Source organism: Lelliottia nimipressuralis, assembly GCF_004115925.1.
Classification (GTDB): domain Bacteria; phylum Pseudomonadota; class Gammaproteobacteria; order Enterobacterales; family Enterobacteriaceae; genus Enterobacter; species Enterobacter nimipressuralis.
The window spans coordinates 119,788-139,819 of sequence record NZ_SDDX01000015.1; the positions used below are offsets into that span (position 1 = coordinate 119,788).

Annotated in this window: 17 protein-coding genes; 8 read left to right on the top strand and 9 right to left on the bottom strand. The window is 56.3% G+C overall.

The window, feature by feature from the left end; genetic code table 11:
- Nucleotides 1-59: 59 nt before the first annotated feature.
- Nucleotides 60-2,036 (bottom strand): formate-dependent uric acid utilization protein AegA, encoded by a 1,977-nt coding sequence (gene aegA, locus ETG88_RS13310; RefSeq protein WP_129035555.1) that lies wholly within the window; start codon nt 2,034-2,036, stop codon nt 60-62.
- Nucleotides 2,037-2,214: 178 nt separating this feature from the next.
- On the opposite strand from aegA, the gene narQ reads away from it, so the two are divergent.
- Nucleotides 2,215-3,906 carry a nitrate/nitrite two-component system sensor histidine kinase NarQ gene (gene narQ / locus ETG88_RS13315; RefSeq protein ID WP_129035556.1) on the top strand — a complete coding sequence of 564 codons (1,692 nt, stop codon included), beginning with the start codon at nt 2,215-2,217 and terminating at the stop codon, nt 3,904-3,906.
- Between the two features lie 199 nt (nt 3,907-4,105).
- Complete coding sequence (gene acrD / locus ETG88_RS13320) at nt 4,106-7,219, top strand: multidrug efflux RND transporter permease AcrD (protein WP_100779356.1); 3,114 nt, start codon at nt 4,106-4,108, stop codon at nt 7,217-7,219.
- An 80-nt stretch (nt 7,220-7,299) separates the two neighbouring features.
- Here the strand turns inward: acrD and ypfM are convergent, their stop codons facing one another.
- Nucleotides 7,300-7,392, bottom strand: a complete 93-nt coding sequence (ypfM, locus tag ETG88_RS22695) for a protein YpfM (RefSeq protein WP_164971800.1) — start codon at nt 7,390-7,392, stop codon at nt 7,300-7,302.
- A 389-nt stretch (nt 7,393-7,781) separates the two neighbouring features.
- Between ypfM and ETG88_RS13325 the strand changes: the two genes are divergently transcribed.
- From ETG88_RS13325 to ETG88_RS13335, 3 genes are read left to right on the top strand one after another with little or no spacing between them, the layout of a single operon-like run.
- Nucleotides 7,782-8,129 (top strand): ArsC family reductase, encoded by a 348-nt coding sequence (locus tag ETG88_RS13325; protein ID WP_129035557.1) that lies wholly within the window; start codon nt 7,782-7,784, stop codon nt 8,127-8,129.
- Between the two features lie 10 nt (nt 8,130-8,139).
- Entirely contained in the window at nt 8,140-9,267 is a 1,128-nt protein-coding gene (dapE, locus tag ETG88_RS13330; protein ID WP_129035558.1) for a succinyl-diaminopimelate desuccinylase, read from the top strand.
- A 25-nt stretch (nt 9,268-9,292) separates the two neighbouring features.
- Nucleotides 9,293-9,490, top strand: a complete 198-nt coding sequence (locus ETG88_RS13335; RefSeq protein WP_059179411.1) for a YpfN family protein — start codon at nt 9,293-9,295, stop codon at nt 9,488-9,490.
- A gap of 38 nt (nt 9,491-9,528) precedes the next feature.
- On the opposite strand, the gene ypfH is transcribed toward ETG88_RS13335, so the two are convergent.
- The 6 genes from ypfH to dapA form a co-directional block, all read right to left on the bottom strand.
- A complete protein-coding gene (ypfH, locus tag ETG88_RS13340; RefSeq protein ID WP_129035559.1) occupies nt 9,529-10,224 on the bottom strand; it encodes an esterase in 696 nt (231 codons plus the stop codon).
- Between the two features lie 73 nt (nt 10,225-10,297).
- The gene (locus ETG88_RS13345; RefSeq protein WP_129035560.1) at nt 10,298-12,325 is read right to left on the bottom strand and encodes a tRNA(Met) cytidine acetyltransferase TmcA; all 2,028 of its coding nucleotides are present in this window, start codon (nt 12,323-12,325) and stop codon (nt 10,298-10,300) included.
- Nucleotides 12,325-13,194, bottom strand: a complete 870-nt coding sequence (gene ypfJ, locus ETG88_RS13350) for a KPN_02809 family neutral zinc metallopeptidase (protein ID WP_100779351.1) — start codon at nt 13,192-13,194, stop codon at nt 12,325-12,327. The genes ETG88_RS13345 and ypfJ overlap by 1 nt, the downstream gene beginning before the upstream one ends.
- A gap of 120 nt (nt 13,195-13,314) precedes the next feature.
- Nucleotides 13,315-14,028 (bottom strand): phosphoribosylaminoimidazolesuccinocarboxamide synthase, encoded by a 714-nt coding sequence (purC, locus tag ETG88_RS13355; protein ID WP_095282862.1) that lies wholly within the window; start codon nt 14,026-14,028, stop codon nt 13,315-13,317.
- Between the two features lie 109 nt (nt 14,029-14,137).
- Nucleotides 14,138-15,172: an outer membrane protein assembly factor BamC gene (bamC, locus tag ETG88_RS13360; protein ID WP_100779350.1), complete on the bottom strand. Its 1,035-nt coding sequence runs from the start codon at nt 15,170-15,172 to the stop codon at nt 14,138-14,140.
- Nucleotides 15,173-15,188: 16 nt separating this feature from the next.
- On the bottom strand, nt 15,189-16,067 hold the full coding sequence (gene dapA / locus ETG88_RS13365) for a 4-hydroxy-tetrahydrodipicolinate synthase (protein ID WP_100779349.1): 879 nt from the start codon (nt 16,065-16,067) through the stop codon (nt 15,189-15,191).
- Between the two features lie 145 nt (nt 16,068-16,212).
- Here dapA and ETG88_RS13370 point away from each other — a divergent pair, with 145 nt between their 5' ends.
- Together ETG88_RS13370 and bcp are read left to right on the top strand one after the other, a co-directional pair.
- Nucleotides 16,213-16,773: a glycine cleavage system transcriptional repressor gene (locus tag ETG88_RS13370; RefSeq protein WP_100779348.1), complete on the top strand. Its 561-nt coding sequence runs from the start codon at nt 16,213-16,215 to the stop codon at nt 16,771-16,773.
- A complete protein-coding gene (gene bcp / locus ETG88_RS13375) occupies nt 16,773-17,243 on the top strand; it encodes a thioredoxin-dependent thiol peroxidase (protein WP_129035561.1) in 471 nt (156 codons plus the stop codon). The genes ETG88_RS13370 and bcp overlap by 1 nt, the downstream gene beginning before the upstream one ends.
- A gap of 38 nt (nt 17,244-17,281) precedes the next feature.
- On the opposite strand, the gene ETG88_RS13380 is transcribed toward bcp, so the two are convergent.
- Complete coding sequence (locus ETG88_RS13380; RefSeq protein ID WP_100779346.1) at nt 17,282-18,343, bottom strand: AI-2E family transporter; 1,062 nt, start codon at nt 18,341-18,343, stop codon at nt 17,282-17,284.
- Between the two features lie 221 nt (nt 18,344-18,564).
- On the opposite strand from ETG88_RS13380, the gene bepA reads away from it, so the two are divergent.
- Nucleotides 18,565-20,028 (top strand): beta-barrel assembly-enhancing protease, encoded by a 1,464-nt coding sequence (bepA, locus tag ETG88_RS13385; RefSeq protein WP_100779345.1) that lies wholly within the window; start codon nt 18,565-18,567, stop codon nt 20,026-20,028.
- Nucleotides 20,029-20,032: the final 4 nt, after the last annotated feature.

Below are 20,032 nucleotides of genomic sequence, written 5' to 3' on the forward strand. Positions count from 1 at the left end.
TCCAGGACGTAATGAGTGATTCATAGTACGCCGAGAAGCCCGCTTTGTCGCCCCGCTGATTAGTGGGAGTTTGGCCGTTTTATTTGCAGCCAGTCCATCATCCCTTGTGCGGCGTGACGCCCTTCGGCCATCGCCGTAACCACCAGATCAGCACCGCGCACCGCGTCACCGCCGGCAAAAATCTGCGGATGGCTGGTCTGGTAGCGATAGGGACTGTCCACGCTCGCCACGATACGGCCCCAGTCATCGACATTCACCCCCTGCGCCTGTAGCCACGGCATCGAGTGCGGGTTAAAGCCAAACGCCATGATCACCGCATCAGCAGGCATCACAAACTCACTGCCCTCGACAGGCACTGGACGCCGCCGCCCCTGCGCATCCGGTTCACCAAGCCGGGTGCGCAGCAGGCGAATGCCGTTCACCTTGCCCGACGCATCCAGAACCAGTTCGACGGGCTGCACGTTGAATTCAAAGTGCGCCCCCTCCTCTTTGGCGTTCTTGACCTCTTTTTTCGAGCCAGGCATGTTGGCCTCATCCCGACGATAGGCGCAGGTCACTTTTGCCGCCTGATGGCGCAGCGCGGTGCGCACGCAGTCCATCGCCGTATCCCCGCCGCCGAGTACCACCACGTTTAATCCGGCGACATCGATAAAGGGTTCGGACGCTGAGGCCGCAAGCCCCATCAGATGGCGGGTATTCGCCACCAGGAAAGGTAAAGCGTCGTACACTCCCGGAGCATCTTCATGCGGAATGCCCGCTTTCATCGAGCGATAGGTTCCCACACCGATAAACACCGCGTCGTATTCGCCGAGCAGCTGAGACATCGGCAGGTCTTTACCCACTTCACAGTTGAGTTCGAACTGTATTCCCATGGCGGTGAAAATCTCCCGTCGCCGTGCCAGCAGGGATTTATCCAGTTTGAACGCCGGAATGCCAAAGGTGAGTAATCCGCCGATCTCCGGGTGCCTATCGTAGACCGTGACGCTCACGCCGTGGCGGATCAGCACGTCGGCACAGGCCAGCCCCGCCGGGCCTGCGCCAACAATCGCAATACGCTTATCGACAGGCGCGACGCCGGTCAAATCGGGCCGCCAGCCTGCCGCCAGCGCCTGGTCAGAGATATAGCGTTCGATATTGCCAATGGTTACCGCGCCCGATTCATCGCGTACCGTGCAGGCCCCTTCGCACAACCGGTCCTGTGGACAGACGCGTCCGGTGATTTCCGGCAAACAGTTGGTCTGATGGGACAGTTCCACCGCCGCGTCGATATCCCCGGCTTTTACGCGCTCGATCCACTGCGGAATGTGGTTGTGCAGCGGACAGGTCCATTCGCAGATGGAATGCTCTCCGCATTTCAGGCAGCGTGCCGCCTCGCGGTGCGCCTGCTCTGCACGAAACGGCAGATAGATTTCATCGAAATTGTCTGCACGCGCCTGCGGGCTGAGCTTATCCGGCTCGCCGCGCGCCGTCATGGCCTGCATTTGCTGGATTTTGGTGTGCGGTGACGCAACCGGCGTTGCCTCGCTGTGCCACGGCTGAGCTTCCTGGCAGGCAGCGCGCAAACGGCGGGCTTTCGCCAGACGATGCAGCACGTCTGGCGTCACCAGCGTCAGGGCATCTGCCGGACAATTCTCCACGCATGCCGGCCCCTGCGGCCTGTCGTGGCATAAATCGCATTTGTGCGCCGTGGCTTTAACCTGTCCATCGGACACGGGCGTCACTACGATCTCCATCGTGCCAAACGGACAGGCGACCACACAGGCTTTGCAACCAATGCATTTTTGCTGATTCACCTGTACGCTGTCGTGGCTTTTAGCAATCGCCCCATTGGGGCAGCTTTGCGCGCAGGGGGCGTTTTCGCAGTGATGACAAGTGACCGCGCTGCGCCGTTTACCCTCTTTCAGCACCGTAATGCGCGGGATAAACTGGCGCTGGCTTAAAACATGTTGTTCATGATTGTGCGCCATCACGCAGGCGACTTCGCAGGCGTGACAGCCAATACATTGCAGGTTATCGGCCATAATAAAACGATTCATAAAGGCACCTGTTCTGGTAGCATTAACCCTATTTTTTATAAGAATATTGACGACCCCGATAGTCCCAGGCAATGGTCATTTGCCCAAGTTATGGGACTAATGACGACATCCCTGCGGCAGATCAATTTATTTCATCGCAGGTGAAATTGCGTTTCAGTTACATTCAGGAAGCCGAGTTGTGATCGTTAAACGTCCTGTATCAGGAAGCCTGGCCCGGGCTTTCATCTCCATTATTTTGCTCTCCGTTCTGACCAGCGGCATTGCGTTGATGACGCTTGCCAGCAGTCTGCGCGATGCCGAAGCCATTAATATTGCAGGCTCTTTACGCATGCAGAGTTACCGGCTCGGCTACGATCTGGAGCGCAACAGCGCTGATTTTTCCGCCCACCGTCTCCACTGGCAAAACACCCTGAACTTGCCCGTCCTGCAAGAACTCGATCGCTGGTATGTACCGGCGTCAGTGAAAACGGGATATCAGCAGCTGCAGCTGGCGTGGGCCGAGATGGACAACCATCTCGAAGCGGGAGATAAAACCTGGTATCAAGACCATATTCAGCAGTATGTGGAGCGTATAGACACCTTCGTGCTGGCTCTTCAGCACTATGCAGAACATAAAATGCAGCTGGTGGTCGCCATTTCCCTGGCGGGCGGCGTGGGGATTTTGCTGCTGGTGGTTATGACCCTGCGCGGGATCCGCCGGGAGGTGGTCGCACCGCTCAATCATCTGGTGTTTGCCAGCCAGAAAATGGAACAGGGGAATTTCGACATTCAGGCCGAGGACACGCACCTGCCCAACGAGCTGGGGCTGCTCTCGCGCACCTTCAACCATATGTCCGCCGAGCTACATAAACACTATCGCTCGCTGGAAATTACCGTCGAAGAGAAGACCCGTCACCTGAACGAAGCCCACCAGCAGCTCGAAATGCTGTTCAAGTGCTCTCAGGCGCTGAATACCAGCCAGATAGACCCCCATAGTTTCCGCCATATCATCCAGATGGTTCAGGAATATACGGGAATGAGCTATCTGGAACTGCAGGCCAGCGACAACTGGCAGCTGTGTGAAGGGGTGAAAAAAGCGGAACAGCAGACCTTCACCCTGCCGGTGGTTATGCAGGAGACGCGCTTCGGTGAGCTGCGCTGGCAGAGCGAGAACATCGTGCCGGAGCCGCTGATGAAAAACGTGGCGACGATGCTTGGGCGCGGGCTCTATTTCAATCAGGCGCAAAAGCATTTCCAGCAGTTGCTGCTGATGGAAGAGCGCGCCACCATTGCCCGCGAACTGCACGACTCACTGGCGCAGGTGCTCTCCTACCTGCGCATTCAGCTGGCGCTGCTCAAGCGTGCGGTACCGGACGATAACGTCCCGGCGCAGACCATCATCACCGACTTCTCACGCGAGCTGAACAACGCCTGGCGCCAGCTCCGCGAGCTGTTGACCACTTTCCGCCTGACGCTGAACCACTCCAATCTTCCCGCGGCTTTGCAGGAGGCACTCGAAGGGCTACAAAGCCAGACCAGTGCGAAACTGGAGCTGGACTGTCGTCTCTCGTCCCTGGCGCTGGATGCGCAAAAGCAGGTTCATCTGCTGCAGATCGTGCGTGAAGCGGTACTGAACGCCATTAAACACGCCAACGCGACGGTGATAACGGTCAGTTGCGTGACCGCACCGGATGGCGAGCACACGGTCTATATTCGGGATAATGGCATTGGGATCGGCGACGCCAGCGAACCGCCAGGACACTACGGTCTGAACATTATGCGCGAACGTGCGGAGCGACTGGGCGGCACGCTCGGCTTTTCGCAGCCGCAAAACGGCGGGACGCAGGTGTGCATTCGTTTTCGCACGCCGGAACCTGAAGCGGGTAAATAACGGTAAATTGCCGGAAACCGTCATGCCGATGCGACGCCACCAGGTAATAATCGACAGGGCGGAAAGTTAACAAGGCGCTGTAAATGCGCATGATAATTTACACTATCTCCTTTTTTTCTCCACGTTTGGCATCCGCCTTGCCGCTAGAGTTAAGCGGGCAATAAACAATAACGATGCAAGCTTACGAGGTCTTACTTTAATGGCGAATTTTTTCATTGATCGCCCCATTTTTGCCTGGGTGCTGGCAATTATTTTATGTCTGACGGGCACTCTCGCTATTTTGTCTTTACCTGTGGAGCAATACCCCGACCTGGCACCGCCGAACGTGCGTATTACCGCGAACTACCCGGGCGCATCGGCGCAAACGCTGGAAAATACGGTCACTCAGGTGATTGAACAGAACATGACCGGGCTGGATAACCTGATGTACATGTCGTCCCAGAGCAGCGCGACTGGCCAGGCGACGGTGACGTTAAGCTTTACCGCCGGTTCCGATCCCGATGAAGCGGTGCAGCAGGTGCAAAACCAGCTGCAGTCGGCGATGCGTAAGCTGCCGCAGGCGGTGCAGAACCAGGGCGTGACGGTGCGTAAAACCGGGGATTCCAACATCCTGACCATCGCCTTCGTCTCGACCGACGGCTCGATGGATAAGCAGGATATCTCGGACTACGTTGCCAGTAATATTCAGGACCCCTTAAGCCGTATTAACGGCGTCGGCGATATCGACGCCTATGGCTCACAGTATTCCATGCGCATCTGGCTGGACCCGGCCAAGCTGAACAGCGTGCAGATGACCGCCACCGATGTGACTAACGCCATCAAATCCCAGAACGCGCAAATCGCCGTCGGGCAACTGGGCGGTACACCGTCGGTGGATAAACAGGCGCTGAACGCCACCATCAACTCGCAATCTCTGCTCCAGACGCCGCAGCAGTTCCGCGATATCACCCTGCGCGTGAATCAGGACGGTTCCGAAGTGCGGCTCGGCGACGTCGCCACCGTCGAAATGGGTGCCGAAAAGTACGACTACCTGAGCCGGTTTAACGGCAATCAGGCGTCGGGTATCGGGGTGAAACTGGCCTCCGGCGCGAACGAAATGGCGACCGCGAAGCTGGTCATCGACCGTCTGGATGAGCTGTCCCAGTATTTCCCGCATGGGCTGGAATACAAAGTTGCCTATGAAACCACCTCCTTCGTTAAAGCCTCGATTGAGGACGTGGTGAAAACGCTGCTCGAGGCCATCGCGCTGGTGTTCCTCGTGATGTACCTGTTCCTGCAAAACTTCCGCGCCACGCTCATTCCGACCATCGCCGTTCCCGTCGTACTGCTCGGCACCTTTGCCGTGCTCTATGCCTTTGGCTACAGCATCAACACCCTGACCATGTTTGCGATGGTGCTGGCGATCGGCCTGCTGGTGGACGATGCCATCGTGGTGGTGGAGAACGTCGAGCGCATCATGAGCGAAGAGGGGCTGTCGCCGCGGGAAGCGACGCGCAAATCGATGGGACAAATTCAGGGGGCACTGGTCGGCATCGCGATGGTGCTCTCCGCTGTGTTTGTGCCGATGGCCTTCTTTGGCGGCACCACCGGCGCAATTTACCGCCAGTTCTCGATAACAATCGTCTCGGCGATGGTGCTGTCGGTTCTGGTGGCGATGATCCTGACCCCTGCCCTCTGCGCAACCTTGCTCAAGCCGTTACACAAGGGGGAACAGCATGGGCAAAAAGGGTTCTTCGGCTGGTTTAACCGGATGTTCAACCGCAATGCAGCGCGATACGAAGCGGGCGTGGGGAAAATCCTGCACCGCAGCCTGCGCTGGATGCTGATTTACGTTCTGCTGCTCGGCGGGATGGTCTTCTTATTCCTGCGCCTCCCAACTTCGTTCCTGCCGCTGGAAGATCGGGGAATGTTTATCACCTCCGTGCAGCTCCCAAGCGGGGCCACCCAGCAGCAGACGCTGAAGGTGGTTGAGAACGTCGAATCCTATTTCTTCACCAAAGAGAAAGACAATATTGTGTCGGTGTTCTCCACGGTCGGTTCCGGCCCCGGCGGGAACGGGCAGAACGTCGCCCGTATGTTCGTGCGCCTGAAAAACTGGGATGAGCGCGACAGCACGACCGGCTCCTCTTTCGCCATTATCGAGCGTGCCACCAAAGCCTTTAGCCACATCAAAGAGGCGCGCGTTTTCGCCAGCAGCCCGGCGGCGATCAGCGGCCTCGGCAGTTCGGCTGGCTTTGATATGGAATTACAGGATCATGCCGGAGTCGGACACGATGCGCTGATGGCCGCGCGCGACCAGCTGCTCGAACTGGCGGGGAAAGATAAATCGCTTACCCGCGTGCGTCACAACGGTCTGGATGACAGCCCGCAGCTGCAGATTGATATCGATCAGCGCAAGGCGCAGGCGCTGGGCGTGTCTATTGATGATATCAACGACACGCTGCAAACCGCGTGGGGCTCCAGCTATGTGAACGACTTTATGGACCGGGGCCGCGTGAAGAAGGTCTACGTTCAGGCCGCCGCGCCCTATCGTATGCTGCCGGACGATATTAATCTCTGGTACGTGCGTAACAATTCCGGCGGCATGGTGCCCTTCTCCGCCTTTGCCACCTCCCACTGGGAGAGCGGCTCTCCACGACTGGAGCGTTACAACGGCTATTCGGCGCTCGAAATCGTCGGCGAAGCCGCGCCGGGCGTCAGTACCGGTACCGCCATGGACACCATGGAAAAACTGGTGCAGCAGCTACCGGCCGGTTTTGGCCTGGAGTGGACGGCCATGTCCTATCAGGAACGGCTGTCTGGCGCACAGGCCCCTGCCCTGTATGCCGTCTCACTGCTGGTCGTCTTCCTGTGTCTGGCCGCCCTGTATGAGAGCTGGTCGGTGCCGTTCTCGGTGATGCTGGTGGTACCGCTGGGTGTGATTGGCGCGCTGCTCGCCACCTGGATGCGAGGACTTGAGAACGATGTCTACTTCCAGGTGGGGCTGTTGACGGTGATCGGGTTGTCGGCGAAGAACGCCATTCTGATCGTTGAGTTTGCCAATGAGATGAATTCGAAGGGCCACGATCTGCTGTCGTCCACGCTGCACGCCTGCCGTCAGCGTCTGCGCCCAATCCTGATGACCTCGCTGGCGTTCGTGTTTGGCGTCCTGCCGATGGCCACCAGTTCTGGCGCAGGTTCGAGCAGCCAGCACGCGGTCGGGACCGGCGTAATGGGGGGCATGATCTCCGCGACCATTCTCGCCATTTACTTCGTACCGCTGTTCTTTGTGCTGGTGCGCCAGCGCTTCCCATTAAAAGAAAAGCCGGAATAATCAGGCAATAAAAAAGGCGGCTTTGATAGCCGCCTTTTTAACGTGTGATTTGTTTGGTACCTATCACATCATTTTTATAACTAAATTAAGTGCTCTTGCAGTTCTTCCTGAAGATCATTACGAAGCATGTCTTCGATAAAATCTTTCCAGTTCCCCAGTTCACGTTCAATCATAACAACCTCTCTTATTATTATGCGTATTCTATGAGAATATATCGTCATTGTGAAGATAATTTAATCAATGGTTACGATTGTGTCCCCCGCTCCTGTGCTGGCCCTGAGACAAATATGGCGCGATTACCTTTAATTTTATGTGACCAATAGCAATATTTAGAAACAACCATACGAGCGGGTGATAATCTTATTCTGGACTGACTTTAAAAGAAATTTTACGCGGCTGGACTTTTATGCGTAAAAAATGAAACACTATTCAGCGAACAGTTGTACGTTGAATTAATCGGCATAGCAGAATTAACGATAAGCTGAATGTGTTATATTTCTCTGAACAATTTAAAGTCGAAAAAATTGAACGTTTGTTATTAATAAAGACAAAAGGATTCACGATGATTGTGATGTACGGCATTAAAAATTGCGACACCATCAAAAAAGCACGCCGCTTCCTTGAGACAAACCACGTTGATTATCGCTTTCATGACTATCGCGCAGATGGCCTGGATGCGGAATTTCTGCATAGCGCCATCGCAGAACTGGGCTGGGAAGCGCTGCTGAATACCCGCGGGACCACCTGGCGAAAACTCGATGAATCAGTACGCAATACCATCACTGACGCCGACAGCGCAGCGAAATTAATGCTCGAAATGCCTGCGATCATCAAACGCCCATTGCTCTGTGCGCCTGGGCAGCCTATGCTGCTGGGTTTTAGTGAATCCAGTTATCAGACTTATATTTGAGGTGTAGTCTATGTCATGCCCGGTCATTGAGCTGACTCAGCAGCTTATTCGCCGTCCCTCCCTTAGCCCGGACGATGCAGGTTGTCAGGCATTAATGATTGAGCGCCTGCGTGCCATTGGTTTTACCGTTGAGCGTATGGATTTTGGCGACACCCAGAACTTCTGGGCATGGCGCGGCCAGGGCGAAACGCTGGCTTTTGCCGGACACACCGATATCGTCCCTGCGGGTGACGCCGATCGCTGGATCAATCCTCCTTTCGAACCCACCATCCGCGATGGCATGCTGTTTGGCCGCGGTGCTGCTGACATGAAAGGCTCGCTGGCTGCGATGGTGGTGGCCGCCGAACGCTTTGTCGCCCAGCACCCGAACCACAAAAATCGCATCGCGTTTTTGATCACCTCCGACGAAGAAGCCAGCGCCAAAAATGGCACGGTGAAAGTGGTCGAAGCGCTGATGGAACGCCGCGAACGCCTGGATTATTGCCTGGTGGGCGAGCCGTCGAGCACGGAAGTGGTCGGTGACGTGGTGAAAAATGGCCGTCGCGGCTCACTGACCTGCAACCTGACCATCCACGGCGTGCAGGGCCACGTGGCCTATCCGCATCTCGCTGATAACCCGGTACATCGCGCGGCGCCAATGCTGAGCGAGCTGGTGGGGATCGAGTGGGATAAAGGCAATGAATTCTTCCCGCCGACCAGCATGCAGATCGCCAACGTTCAGGCGGGCACCGGCAGCAACAACGTTATTCCGGGCGATCTTTTCGTGCAGTTCAACTTCCGCTTTAGCACGGAACTGACCGACGAGATGATCAAATCCCGCGTGATTGCTCTGCTGGATAAATACGAACTGCGCTACACCCTGGACTGGTGGCTTTCCGGCCAGCCGTTCCTGACCCAGCGCGGCAAGCTGGTGGATGCGGTGGTAAACGCTATCGCGCACTATAATGAGATCAAACCGCAGCTCCTGACGACCGGTGGCACTTCAGACGGACGCTTTATCGCCCGCATGGGTGCGCAGGTTGTCGAACTGGGCCCAGTAAACGCCACCATTCATAAAATCAATGAATGCGTGAACGCGGCTGATTTGCAGCTACTGGCTCGTATGTATCAACGTATTATGGAGCAACTCGTCGCCTGACGACTGCTCTGAGAAGGAATAGCGAATGGACTGGCTGGCTAAATATTGGTGGATTCTGGTGTTGGTGTTTCTGGTAGGCGTGCTGCTGAACGTGATCAAAGATCTGAAGCGCGTAGACCATAAGAAGTTCCTCGCCAACAAACCTGAGCTTCCCCCGCATCGTGATTTTAACGATAAGTGGGACGATGACGACAACTGGCCGAAGAAAGACCAGAAGAAATAGTTTCAAAAACCCCTCTCCCACGGGAGAGGGGTTTGAACTTACATAAACTCGACAATATCGTCGTCGTTTGGCTTGCTGCCGCTTAACGCTTCGTCGAAATAGTGCTTCGGCACGGTAAAGCGCAGGTGATCCAGCGCGAACTGCATGCTGCGATCGTCAATGGCGTGACCCAGTTCATCAACAATATCCAGCGTCACATCTCCCCCTTCACGAATCAGCGCTTCCTGAGCGGCCACCGCATGGGATAACTCAATCACGCGGTCTTCACCGCCGTGAATCAGGTGGATGGTGGTTGCTGTCGTGGCACTCTGTGGCAGAGTCGCAAAGCGGCCGTTAAAGGCAATCACACGCGAGACCAGCCCCGGCTGTGCTTTCACGCTCTCCAGCGACATAATCGCCCCCTGCGAGAACCCAATCAGCGCGGTTGCTCCGGCACTTACACCGCTCTGCTGTTGCCAGTAGCGTACGGTGTCGATAAAGGTCGGCATAATGGCATCGATGCGTGCCTGACGGTTCTCTTCCGTCACGCCCTGCACGGAAAACCACTGACGCCCCTGTGGGCCGCAAGGCTCTACGCCGCCAATGCTGACGATGAGTGCGTCGGGGAAAACCGGCGCAAACCAGCTGCCGATTTGCCCCATATTCACTGCATTATCACCGACGCCATGAAACAGCAGCAGCAGTTGTTGCGCTGGGGCAGAAGGGCTTTGGACAACAAAATGGTCATGTTTCATGGCAGTCTCCTTAATTGATAGTCAGGATTTTACGCCTCTGCGGGGTAATGACCATGCCACTTCATTGAAGAAGTCATTGAAAAAATTGCCATTGCAAAACGTCACTTTTGAGCCGCTCGCAGCGGCAGCGATCAAGTAATTCAAGGGCCTGCGCGGCCTCCTGACGCTGTCGTATGAGTAACGACTTACGTCCGTGAAGTGCCAGGTCGGTGCACAGCTGCGCGTCCTCTTTGCCCTCTTCCAGCCTGCCTCGCAGGGCCTCCAGCGGTAAAGATACCGCCAGCAACAGGCGCGTGAGCGCTGCTGCAGACGTCGAGAGAGGACGATGGGCAAAGGCGAAACCACTTAACTCCAGCCAGTCATCATCATTAAGGGTAGCCTCCCAGCGATCGTCTACCGGGATCTTTTCGCCGTTCCAGCGTTCAATAATCCGCGCATCGCGGCACAGGCGCTGATGTTCCTGTGCGCACAGCGCCTGCCCCGCCTCGCTGATGGGCCGCAGCGCCATCGCCGTGTAGCAGCCGCTGCTGGCCTCGCGATGACTGCCCATACGCACCAGCACAAAGCCGCAGCGCTGCCAGAAGCGCCACAGCTCCTCGGTATAGCCAAAGCTGACGGAGAGATAATCCTGCTGTCGGTGCGCACCTGCGCTGCCCGTTAGCGCCTGGCCGACGCCCTCGCGCTGACGCGCAGGATGCACCGCTACGCGGGTGACGCGCCGCCCGAGAAGTGTCGCCGCCAGAGGTGATCCGCCGTGTGCGGCAAGAGATTGCGCCACCAGATTGCCGCGCGGACGTCGGTAGCCTGCCCACACCGCCTGGCTCAACGCCGGCGTTAACCCACCCTCGTCTACCAGCCACAGCGCCCCTGCCAGCGCTTTCCCGGCGCGGGCGACGGCAAAATGCTGGCCCGGTGCGTCCATCATCCGGCGCAAATCCAGAGGTGAGGTGCGGTAGTGCGCTGAGCACAAGAGCCGGTAGATATCAGCGGCAAGCTGCGGCTGGCTCTCCCAGGCGTTTTGTTCAAGGGAGATGATCTCGGGTGCGCCGCCGGGTATCGCGCCCACAACGTCGTCATCAAATAACAACGCATCCGCTATCACGCGCTCAAGGGGGCAGCCAGCCGCCCAGCGAATAGGGGCCGAGAGCGTGAAAGAGTGCAGGCCACTGAAACGCGCGCAGAATTTGAGTAAAAAGCCGCGCCCCGTACCTTCGTAACCCTGCACGGTCGTCGTGAGTAATACACGCGGGAAACGCGACACCAACTGTTCCAGCAGCGGCCCGGGAATGGCGGCGGCTTCATCAACCACCAGCCAGTCGGCCTGCTGGTCCGAGGCGAGCAACGCATCCGGGGCCATAAAGTGATAGTGATTTTCCGCGAAGCGGGCGATGACGTCTGTCGCCCCTTTCGCAGGCGCAGTGACGATAGCCCGCCCCGAAATGCGGCGTAACAGCATCCCTGCGAGCGCGGATTTCCCCCGCCCGCGCGGTGCCGTCACCACCGCTACGCCGGTTTCCATCTCAGTTAGTGCCGCCAGAATATCAGCCTGTTCGCGCTGCGGCTCGCCGCTGGCAGGCTGCCAGTCGGGTGCCGAAGGCAAGGGAAAATCAGGTAAGGGCTGGTGTTCTTGCCAGATCAACGCATCGGGATCGGCGCTCACCACCCGACAAAAATGGTGAACAAAATGCGGCGTCGCGATGGGGGTATCGCTGTCGCTCCAGCGAAGCGAATCACTGTCGGTTTGACCGGGCCAGACGGCAAAAGGAGGCGTGAGTAACACCAGCAGGCTGCCCGCGCGTAATGTGCCGCTTAGCGCCGCAAAGGCTGCGACATCAAAACCGCAACGGGCATCGAAAATCGCGTGACGATACTCGCGTCCGAGCAGATTTTTTAGCGCCTGCGGCGCGCAGTGCGGCTCAACGGGCGCGTCGTTTCCGACCCACAGCCAGTCGCCGGAAAGCGCGTCGCGAAGCGTCAATGCGTGTGTCTGCGACCACGTGTCGCTACCGCTGAGCACCAGCAACCGGCGATGACCTTCCTGCTGTAACTGTGCGGCCAGTGGTTCAAACCAGGAGACCGCCTCTTCCCTGCCGCGCGACATCACATGGCTTTACCAAAGGTATTGCACTGAGCCGGATCGCCACTCGCAAAACCACGTTTAAACCAGGTGTAGCGCTCTTCGGAAGTGCCGTGGGTGAAGCTGTCTGGCACCACGCGCCCCTGACTTTGCTGTTGCAGACGGTCGTCGCCGATAGCCTGTGCGGCGTTGAGTGCCTCTTCCAGATCGCCCGACTCCAGCACGCCCTGCTGCTGCATGCTATGGCCCCAGACGCCTGCGAAGCAGTCGGCCTGCAGTTCCATACGCACGGACAAGCGGTTGATTTCAGTCTGGGAGGCGTTTTGCTGCAGCTGACGCACTTTCGGTTCGATGCCGAGCAGTTTTTGTACGTGGTGACCGACTTCATGCGCAATCACGTAGCCCTGGGCAAAATCGCCGTCAGCGCCAAGTTTGCGTTTCATGTCGTCATAGAAGGAGAGATCGATATAGACGGTGCTGTCTGCCGGGCAATAGAACGGCCCCATTACAGACTGCCCGGTGCCGCATCCCGTGCGCGTCGCGCCACGGTACATCACCAGTTTTGGCTGCTGGTAGGTGCGGCCCATTTTTTCAAACTGCTGGCTCCACGTATCTTCAGTGGTCGCCAGAATGACAGAGGTGAATTTTGCGGCTTCATCTTCGTTCGGACTGATGGAGCGCTGAGATTGCTGTTGTTGTGGAACCGGTTCTCCGGTCATTAAACCGGTCAAATCGACACCGTAGTAGCCCGCCACCAGCACGATAATCAGCAGAACAATGCCACCTTTACCGCCGGGAAGTCGCATCCCGCCACCGCCCATCGACGGCCCCATGCCGCCACTGCTGCGCCTGTCTTCTACATTGTCACTTTCACGACGCCCTTGCCAGCGCATAACCACCTCGAAACTTTCTCAATATGAATAGAGTGATCGTAGGCGGTTAACGGACGGATTACCATAGGAAACAATGGTAACAAGCCAAAGGATGTTTCCACCCTTTGGCCCGCAAGGGAATTAATCGAGTTTAACGCCCAGACGATGCGCGACGGCTTCGTACGCTTCAATCAGGCCACCCAGGCTCTGACGGAAACGGTCTTTGTCCATTTTATCCAGGGTCTCTTTGTCCCACAGACGGCTGCCGTCCGGGGAGAACTCATCACCCAGCACCACTTCACCTTTGTACAGACCGAACTCCAGTTTGAAGTCGACCAGGATCAGGCCCGCGTCATCAAACAGCTTTTTCAGCACGTCGTTCGCTTTGTAGGTCAGCTCCTGCATGCGCGCCAGGTTCTCTTTGCTCACCCAACCGAAGGTTTCGCAGTAGGATTCGTTGACCATGGGATCGTGCATTTCGTCATTTTTCAGGAACAGGTCGAACAACGGCGGGTTCAGTTCGATGCCTTCTTCAATACCCAGACGTTTCACCAGGGAGCCTGCCGCGCGGTTACGCACCACACATTCGACCGGGACCATATCCAGTTTTTTCACCAGACACTCCGTATCGGACAGCAACGCTTCCATCTGAGTCGGGATACCGGCTTCGGCGAGTTTGCTCATAATGAAATGGTTGAACTTGTTGTTTACCATGCCCTTACGATCGAACTGCTCAATGCGTGCGCCATCCCCTGCTGACGTATCATTGCGGAACTCGAGCACCAACAGATCCGGGTTTTCGGTGCTGTATACGGTCTTCGCTTTGCCACGATACAACTCAGCTTGCTTCTGCATCTTCATTACTCCTGGTGTGATGATATGTACAAAAATCTCGGGATATTATGCCACGCACACGTTTGCGTAGCACGAAAATTAAAAGGGCTGGATTAACCAGCCCTGTTTTTTATTTGCTGAATGCAGCCTGGAAGACCGCGACCAGCGCATCGTTCTGCGACTGGGTCAGCGTGTGACCTTTCGGATCGATGAACTGCAAGCTGCTGCGGTTATCGAGGTCACCGACCTGAATTTTGTAATCGCCGGACGCGAGGCCAGGATCGCTGGCACCCAGTTCCTGCCATGCGCTATCGGAAAGCGGTTTGTAAGTGGCCGTGATGCTGCCCGTTGAACGGGTGCTGTCGGTCACTTTCATACCGGCTTTTTCAAGCACGGCTGGCAGACGCTGCCAGGTTTGCTGGAACGGTGCACGCACTACCAGCATTGGCAGACCGGTGTCATCCGCTGCGCTCTGCACATCGAAGGTCACGCCATTGCGGCTCTGCGCGGAGTTCGCTGCATCGGTCGCGTTTTTATCGAGACCAGAAGCAATCACGTTCAGCATTTCAGTGCTGTAGCGCTGCAGCGAGGCCGCATCCGCCACTGGCTTGCCAGCCTGCTCCAGGTTCAGCAGTTTGACCGTGACGGCCTGCTGATAACCCTGCGGTTTGACAGAGACTTGATAACGACCACGGTACTGCTGATCTTCATCCAGACGGTTCCATTCGATCCAGTCGGTCGTCAGACTCTGACTGGCGTCGTCACGCTTATCAATCGCGTAGTTCTTCGACTGAATCACGCTGACCACCTGCGGCCACAGGGTGTTGCCACGACCGTTTTCGACCAGAAGCGTAGCTGTGTCACCCGTAAACTGGGTGCGGGCACCGCTCACCAGCGCCAGTGGCTGTGCCGGTGGACGAATGTCCAGCGCTTTGCCTACTGCGCCACTGCTGTTAGTGACAGGAATGTTGTAATCGCCGTTTTGAATCGGCAGGATCATACCCGCTGGCGCATGAAGTTCAGCAAGCGGCGTTGCATCCAGATAGGATTCATCACCGCTCACCTGGCGCTTGTAACGCGAGTCTGAACTACAGGCTGCGAGGAGCATAACAAGCGAAACACCCGCAACCTTCGCCAGGCGCGACTTCTGTACTGAGTAAGCCATCAAATCTCCCTAAACTCTACAGCAAACCGGCATGCTTCAGCGCCCCGGTGACCACTTCGCGACCGTGGTCGGTAATGGGGGTCATCGGCAGACGCAGCGTGTCGGTCGCTACAAGTCCCAACTCCTTACATGCCCATTTCACTGGGATCGGATTGGGTTCGACAAATAATTTTGTGTGCAGCGGCATCAGACGCTGGTTAATCAAGCGAGCTTCGTCGAAATGACCCGCCGCAGCCAGTTTGCACATTTCGGCCATATCGCGCGCGGCTACGTTAGACGTCACGGAAATCACGCCATGACCACCGAGCTGCATGAAGTCCAGCGCGGTCGCGTCATCACCACTGAGCAGGATAAAGTCGTCTGAAACCAGCTCTTTGATCTGGTGAACGCGGCTTAAGTTCCCGGTCGCCTCTTTAATTGCGATAATATTTTTAACTTTCGAGAGACGGCCTACGGTTTCCGGCAGCATATCGCAGCCAGTACGCGACGGCACATTATACAGAATTTGTGGCAAGTCAGTATGTTCAGCGATGGCTTTGAAATGCTGGAACAGACCTTCCTGCGTTGGGCGGTTGTAGTACGGGGTCACCGTCAGGCAGCCGACAATGCCGCTGTTGTTAAAACGCTGGGTCAGGCTGATGGCCTCGGCGGTTGCATTTGCACCCGTTCCGGCGATAACCGGGATACGCCCGTCAGCCAGTTCGACGGTCATCATCACCACATCGCCGTGTTCTTCATGGCTCAGGGTGGCAGATTCACCGGTAGTCCCTACGGAAACGATCGCCGACGTCCCGTTGGCGACATGGTAATCAATCAGTTTTTTCAGGCTTGACCGGCAGACATTACCTTTCTCATCCATCGGCGTAACAAGCGCAACAATACTTCCCGTGAACATGGGCCATCCTCTGTGCAAACAAGATTCTCAATGGTACGTTTGGAACTGTAATAAAAGCAAGCGACGTAAGGCGTCCAGGCTGTTGTATGCATGTTTTTTTTATGCTTTCCTTAGGATGACTTAACCACGCAAAGGAAGAACAGGTTTGACAACCTCATCACAACATTACCTGGTTATCACTGCGCTAGGTGCCGACAGAGCCGGTATTGTGAACACCATCACCCGCCACGTCAGCAGTTGCGGCTGTAATATCGAAGACAGCCGCCTTGCGATGCTGGGTGACGAGTTCACGTTTATCATGCTGTTGTCCGGGACATGGAACGCGATTACGCTCATTGAATCCACGTTGCCGCTGAAAGGCGCGGAGCTGGATTTGCTGATCGTGATGAAACGCACAACTGCGCGCCCGCGCCCGGCCATGCCGGCGACCGTCTGGGTGCAGGTTGAAGTCACCGATTCCCCGCACTTAATCGAACGTTTCACCGCACTGTTTGACAGCCACCAGATGAACATCGCTGAGCTTGTGTCCCGCACACAGCCCGGACCGCTGCCAAAATTATTTATTCAGATTACGGCACACAGCCCTGCCTCGCACGATGCGTCAAATATTGAGCAAGCGTTCAAAGCACTCTGTACAGAACTCAATGCACAAGGCAGTATAAACGTCGTCAATTATTCGCAGCACGAACAGGATGGAGTTGAGTAATGAATCCACTGAAAGCCGGTGACATCGCACCGAAATTTAGCCTGCCCGATCAAGACGGCGAGCAAGTAAATTTGACCGACTTCCAGGGACAGCGTGTTCTGGTCTATTTCTACCCGAAAGCCATGACGCCAGGGTGTACCGTACAGGCGTGCGGTTTACGCGATAACATGGATGATTTGAAAAAGGCCGGCGTAGACGTGCTGGGAATCAGCACCGATAAGTCAGAAAAACTGTCACGCTTCGCTGAAAAAGAGCTGCTGAACTTTACGCTGCTCTCCGATGAAGACCATCATGTTTGCGAGCAATTTGGCGTCTGGGGTGAAAAGACCTTTATGGGCAAAACCTACGACGGCATTCATCGCATCAGCTTCCTGATTGATGCCGATGGCAAAGTTGAACATGTGTTTGATGATTTCAAAACCAGCAACCACCACGACGTGGTGCTCGACTGGCTGAAAGCGAACGCCTGATTAAACGAAAAATCCCGGTTCATTGAACCGGGATTTTTTTATTCTTCCACCGCAGGCACATCCGGCCACGCATGCACGACCGCTTTAATCAGCGTCGCCAGCGGGATGGCAAAGAACACCCCCCAGAAGCCCCACAGCCCCCCAAAAATCACTACCGACAGGATGATCACCAGCGGGTGCAAATTCACCGCCTCCGAGAACAACACCGGCACCAGCAGGTTGCCGTCCAGCCCCTGAATAATCAGGTAGACTGCGAAACAGCTCCAGAATTCTGTACCCAGACCAAACTGGAACAGGGCCACACCGACCACCGGAATCGTCACCACGAATGCGCCGATATAGGGAATCAGCACCGAGAAGCCCACCAGCACCGCCAGCAGCAGCGAATAATTCAGACCAAAGATCACAAACCCAATCCAGGTTGCGACGCCGACTACAATCATCTCCAGCACTTTGCCGCGGATGTAGTTGGTGATCTGCTGGTTCATCTCTTTCCACACCTGCCCCGCCAGCCCGCGATTGCGCGGCAAAATACGGCGCACGGCGTTGAGCATCTGCTCTTTGTCCTTCACGAGGAAGAAGACCATCAGCGGCACCAGCACCAGATAGACCGCCAGCGTCAGCAGGCCCACCAGCGAGGCGAGGGAATATTTAACCACCGAATCGCCCATCGTCATGATGCGGGCGCGCATATTTTCCGCCATCGCATCAATAATGCCCGCATCCATCAGCGCCGGATAACGGCGTGGCAGCGTGGCGGCAAAATCGGAAAGTTTATTGAGCATCCCCGGCATATCGCGGATCAGGTAGATCCCCTGCTGCCAGGCAACCGGCATCACCACAAACGACATCAGCAACAGAATGCCGACGAACAGGATCAGCACAATGCTGGTTGCCCAGCGGCGGGAGCAGCCAATTTTTTCAAGGCGCACTGTCGGCCATTCGAGAAGATAGGCCAGTACCAGGGCAACGAGCAGCGGCGCCAGCAGGCCGCTGAAGAAGAACAAAATACCGAACCCGGCGACCAGAATAACCAGCAAAGCAATAGCTTCGGGGTCGCTGAAACGGCGCCGATACCACTGCATTAACATTTCGAGCATACAACCCTTCCCTGAATCTGATGGCTGGAGCGAGAGGCGAATTGTATCTAACTGTCACACAAAAGACTTTCCATTTCTGACGCTGCGTCACGAAACGCAAAAGGCGGGCGTTTGGGATTTTCTTCAGGCCGTAACACGGCTACACTCGCAGAGCAGCAGAAGGTGAACGATATGCACGTTCTTCGGTCAAATGGGTACATCCAAAATACAGGGCAGAGGTTATGTTCAGGCAGTTGAAAAAAACTCTGGTTGCAACGCTTATTGCCGCGCTGACTGTCGGTCAAATGGTGCCAGCTTTCGCTGACACGTCCGATACATTGCCGGATATGGGTACCTCAGCAGGAAGCACGCTCTCCATCGGACAAGAAATGCAGATGGGTGATTACTACGTGCGTCAGCTTCGCGGCAGCGCGCCGCTGATTAATGACCCGCTGCTGGTGCAATATATCAACGGTCTCGGCATGCGCCTTGTGGCCCACGCCGACTCCGTCAAAACCCCCTTCCACTTCTATTTAATTAATAACGACGAAATCAACGCCTTCGCCTTCTTTGGCGGTAACGTGGTGCTGCATTCGGCGTTATTCCGTTATTCCGACAACGAAAGCCAGCTTGCGTCGGTAATGGCGCACGAAATCTCCCACGTCACTCAGCGCCATCTGGCGCGTGCCATGGAAGATCAGAAAAAAAATGCGCCGCTGACCTGGGTCGGCGCGTTAGGTTCGATCCTGCTGGCGATGGCCAGCCCGCAGGCCGGGATGGCCGCCCTGACCGGGACGCTCGCCGGGACGCGTCAGGGGATGATCAGCTTTACCCAGCAGAACGAACAGGAAGCAGACCGCATCGGCATTCAGGTGCTCCAGCGCTCTGGTTTTGATCCGCAGGCGATGCCGACCTTCCTCGAAAAATTGCTCGATCAGGCGCGCTACTCCACTCGCCCGCCGGAAATTTTGCTGACTCACCCCCTGCCAGAAAGCCGTCTTTCAGATGCGCGTAACCGTGCCAATCAGATGCGTCCGGTCGTCGTTCAGTCGTCGCAGGATTTCTACATGGCGAAGGTCAGAACCCTCGGCATGTATAATTCTGGCCGCAACCAGCTGACGAGCGACCTGCTCGATACGCTGACGAAAGGCAATGTGCGTGAGCAGAATGCAGCCCAGTACGGTCGTGCGCTGCAGGCGATGGAGGCCAGCAAATACGATGAGGCGCGCAAAGCGCTCCAGCCGCTGCTGGCCGCCGATCCTAACAATGCGTGGTATCTGGATCTCTCAACCGACATCGATTTAGGCCAGAAGAAAACTGCCGATGCGATTAATCGCCTGAAAAACGCCAAAGATTTGCGCACCAATCCGGTGTTGCAGCTCAACCTGGCGAATGCTTACTTACAGGGCGGTCAGCCGAAAGAGGCGGCAACGATTCTGAATCGCTATACCTTTGACCATAAAGACGATCAAAACGGCTGGGATTTACTGGCGCAAACCGAGGGACAGCTTGGTAACCGCGACCAGGAGTTAGCCGCGCGCGCCGAGGGCTTTGCCCTGGTTGGGCGCCTGGACCAGTCGATTTCCCTGTTAAGCAGCGCCAGTTCGCAGGTCAAACTGGGCAGTCTGCAGCAGGCGCGTTACGACGCCCGAATCGATCAGCTGCGCGCGCTGCAGCAACGGTTCAAGCCGTACGAAAAGATGTAATAAG

What these genes read in the sequence shown, in the direction of transcription:
- aegA (WP_129035555.1), bottom strand. Translation starts at nt 2,036, where the DNA reads ATGAATCGTTTTATTATGGCCGATAACCTGCAATGTATTGGCTGTCAC.
- bcp (WP_129035561.1), top strand. Translation starts at nt 16,773, where the DNA reads ATGAATCCACTGAAAGCCGGTGACATCGCACCGAAATTTAGCCTGCCC.
- purC (WP_095282862.1), bottom strand. Translation starts at nt 14,028, where the DNA reads ATGCAGAAGCAAGCTGAGTTGTATCGTGGCAAAGCGAAGACCGTATAC.
- ypfJ (WP_100779351.1), bottom strand. Translation starts at nt 13,194, where the DNA reads ATGCGCTGGCAAGGGCGTCGTGAAAGTGACAATGTAGAAGACAGGCGC.
- ETG88_RS13335 (WP_059179411.1), top strand. Translation starts at nt 9,293, where the DNA reads ATGGACTGGCTGGCTAAATATTGGTGGATTCTGGTGTTGGTGTTTCTG.
- acrD (WP_100779356.1), top strand. Translation starts at nt 4,106, where the DNA reads ATGGCGAATTTTTTCATTGATCGCCCCATTTTTGCCTGGGTGCTGGCA.
- ypfM (WP_164971800.1), bottom strand. Translation starts at nt 7,392, where the DNA reads ATGATTGAACGTGAACTGGGGAACTGGAAAGATTTTATCGAAGACATG.
- ETG88_RS13380 (WP_100779346.1), bottom strand. Translation starts at nt 18,343, where the DNA reads ATGCTCGAAATGTTAATGCAGTGGTATCGGCGCCGTTTCAGCGACCCC.
- bamC (WP_100779350.1), bottom strand. Translation starts at nt 15,172, where the DNA reads ATGGCTTACTCAGTACAGAAGTCGCGCCTGGCGAAGGTTGCGGGTGTT.
- ypfH (WP_129035559.1), bottom strand. Translation starts at nt 10,224, where the DNA reads ATGAAACATGACCATTTTGTTGTCCAAAGCCCTTCTGCCCCAGCGCAA.
- dapE (WP_129035558.1), top strand. Translation starts at nt 8,140, where the DNA reads ATGTCATGCCCGGTCATTGAGCTGACTCAGCAGCTTATTCGCCGTCCC.
- dapA (WP_100779349.1), bottom strand. Translation starts at nt 16,067, where the DNA reads ATGTTCACGGGAAGTATTGTTGCGCTTGTTACGCCGATGGATGAGAAA.
- ETG88_RS13325 (WP_129035557.1), top strand. Translation starts at nt 7,782, where the DNA reads ATGATTGTGATGTACGGCATTAAAAATTGCGACACCATCAAAAAAGCA.
- ETG88_RS13345 (WP_129035560.1), bottom strand. Translation starts at nt 12,325, where the DNA reads ATGTCGCGCGGCAGGGAAGAGGCGGTCTCCTGGTTTGAACCACTGGCC.
- bepA (WP_100779345.1), top strand. Translation starts at nt 18,565, where the DNA reads ATGTTCAGGCAGTTGAAAAAAACTCTGGTTGCAACGCTTATTGCCGCG.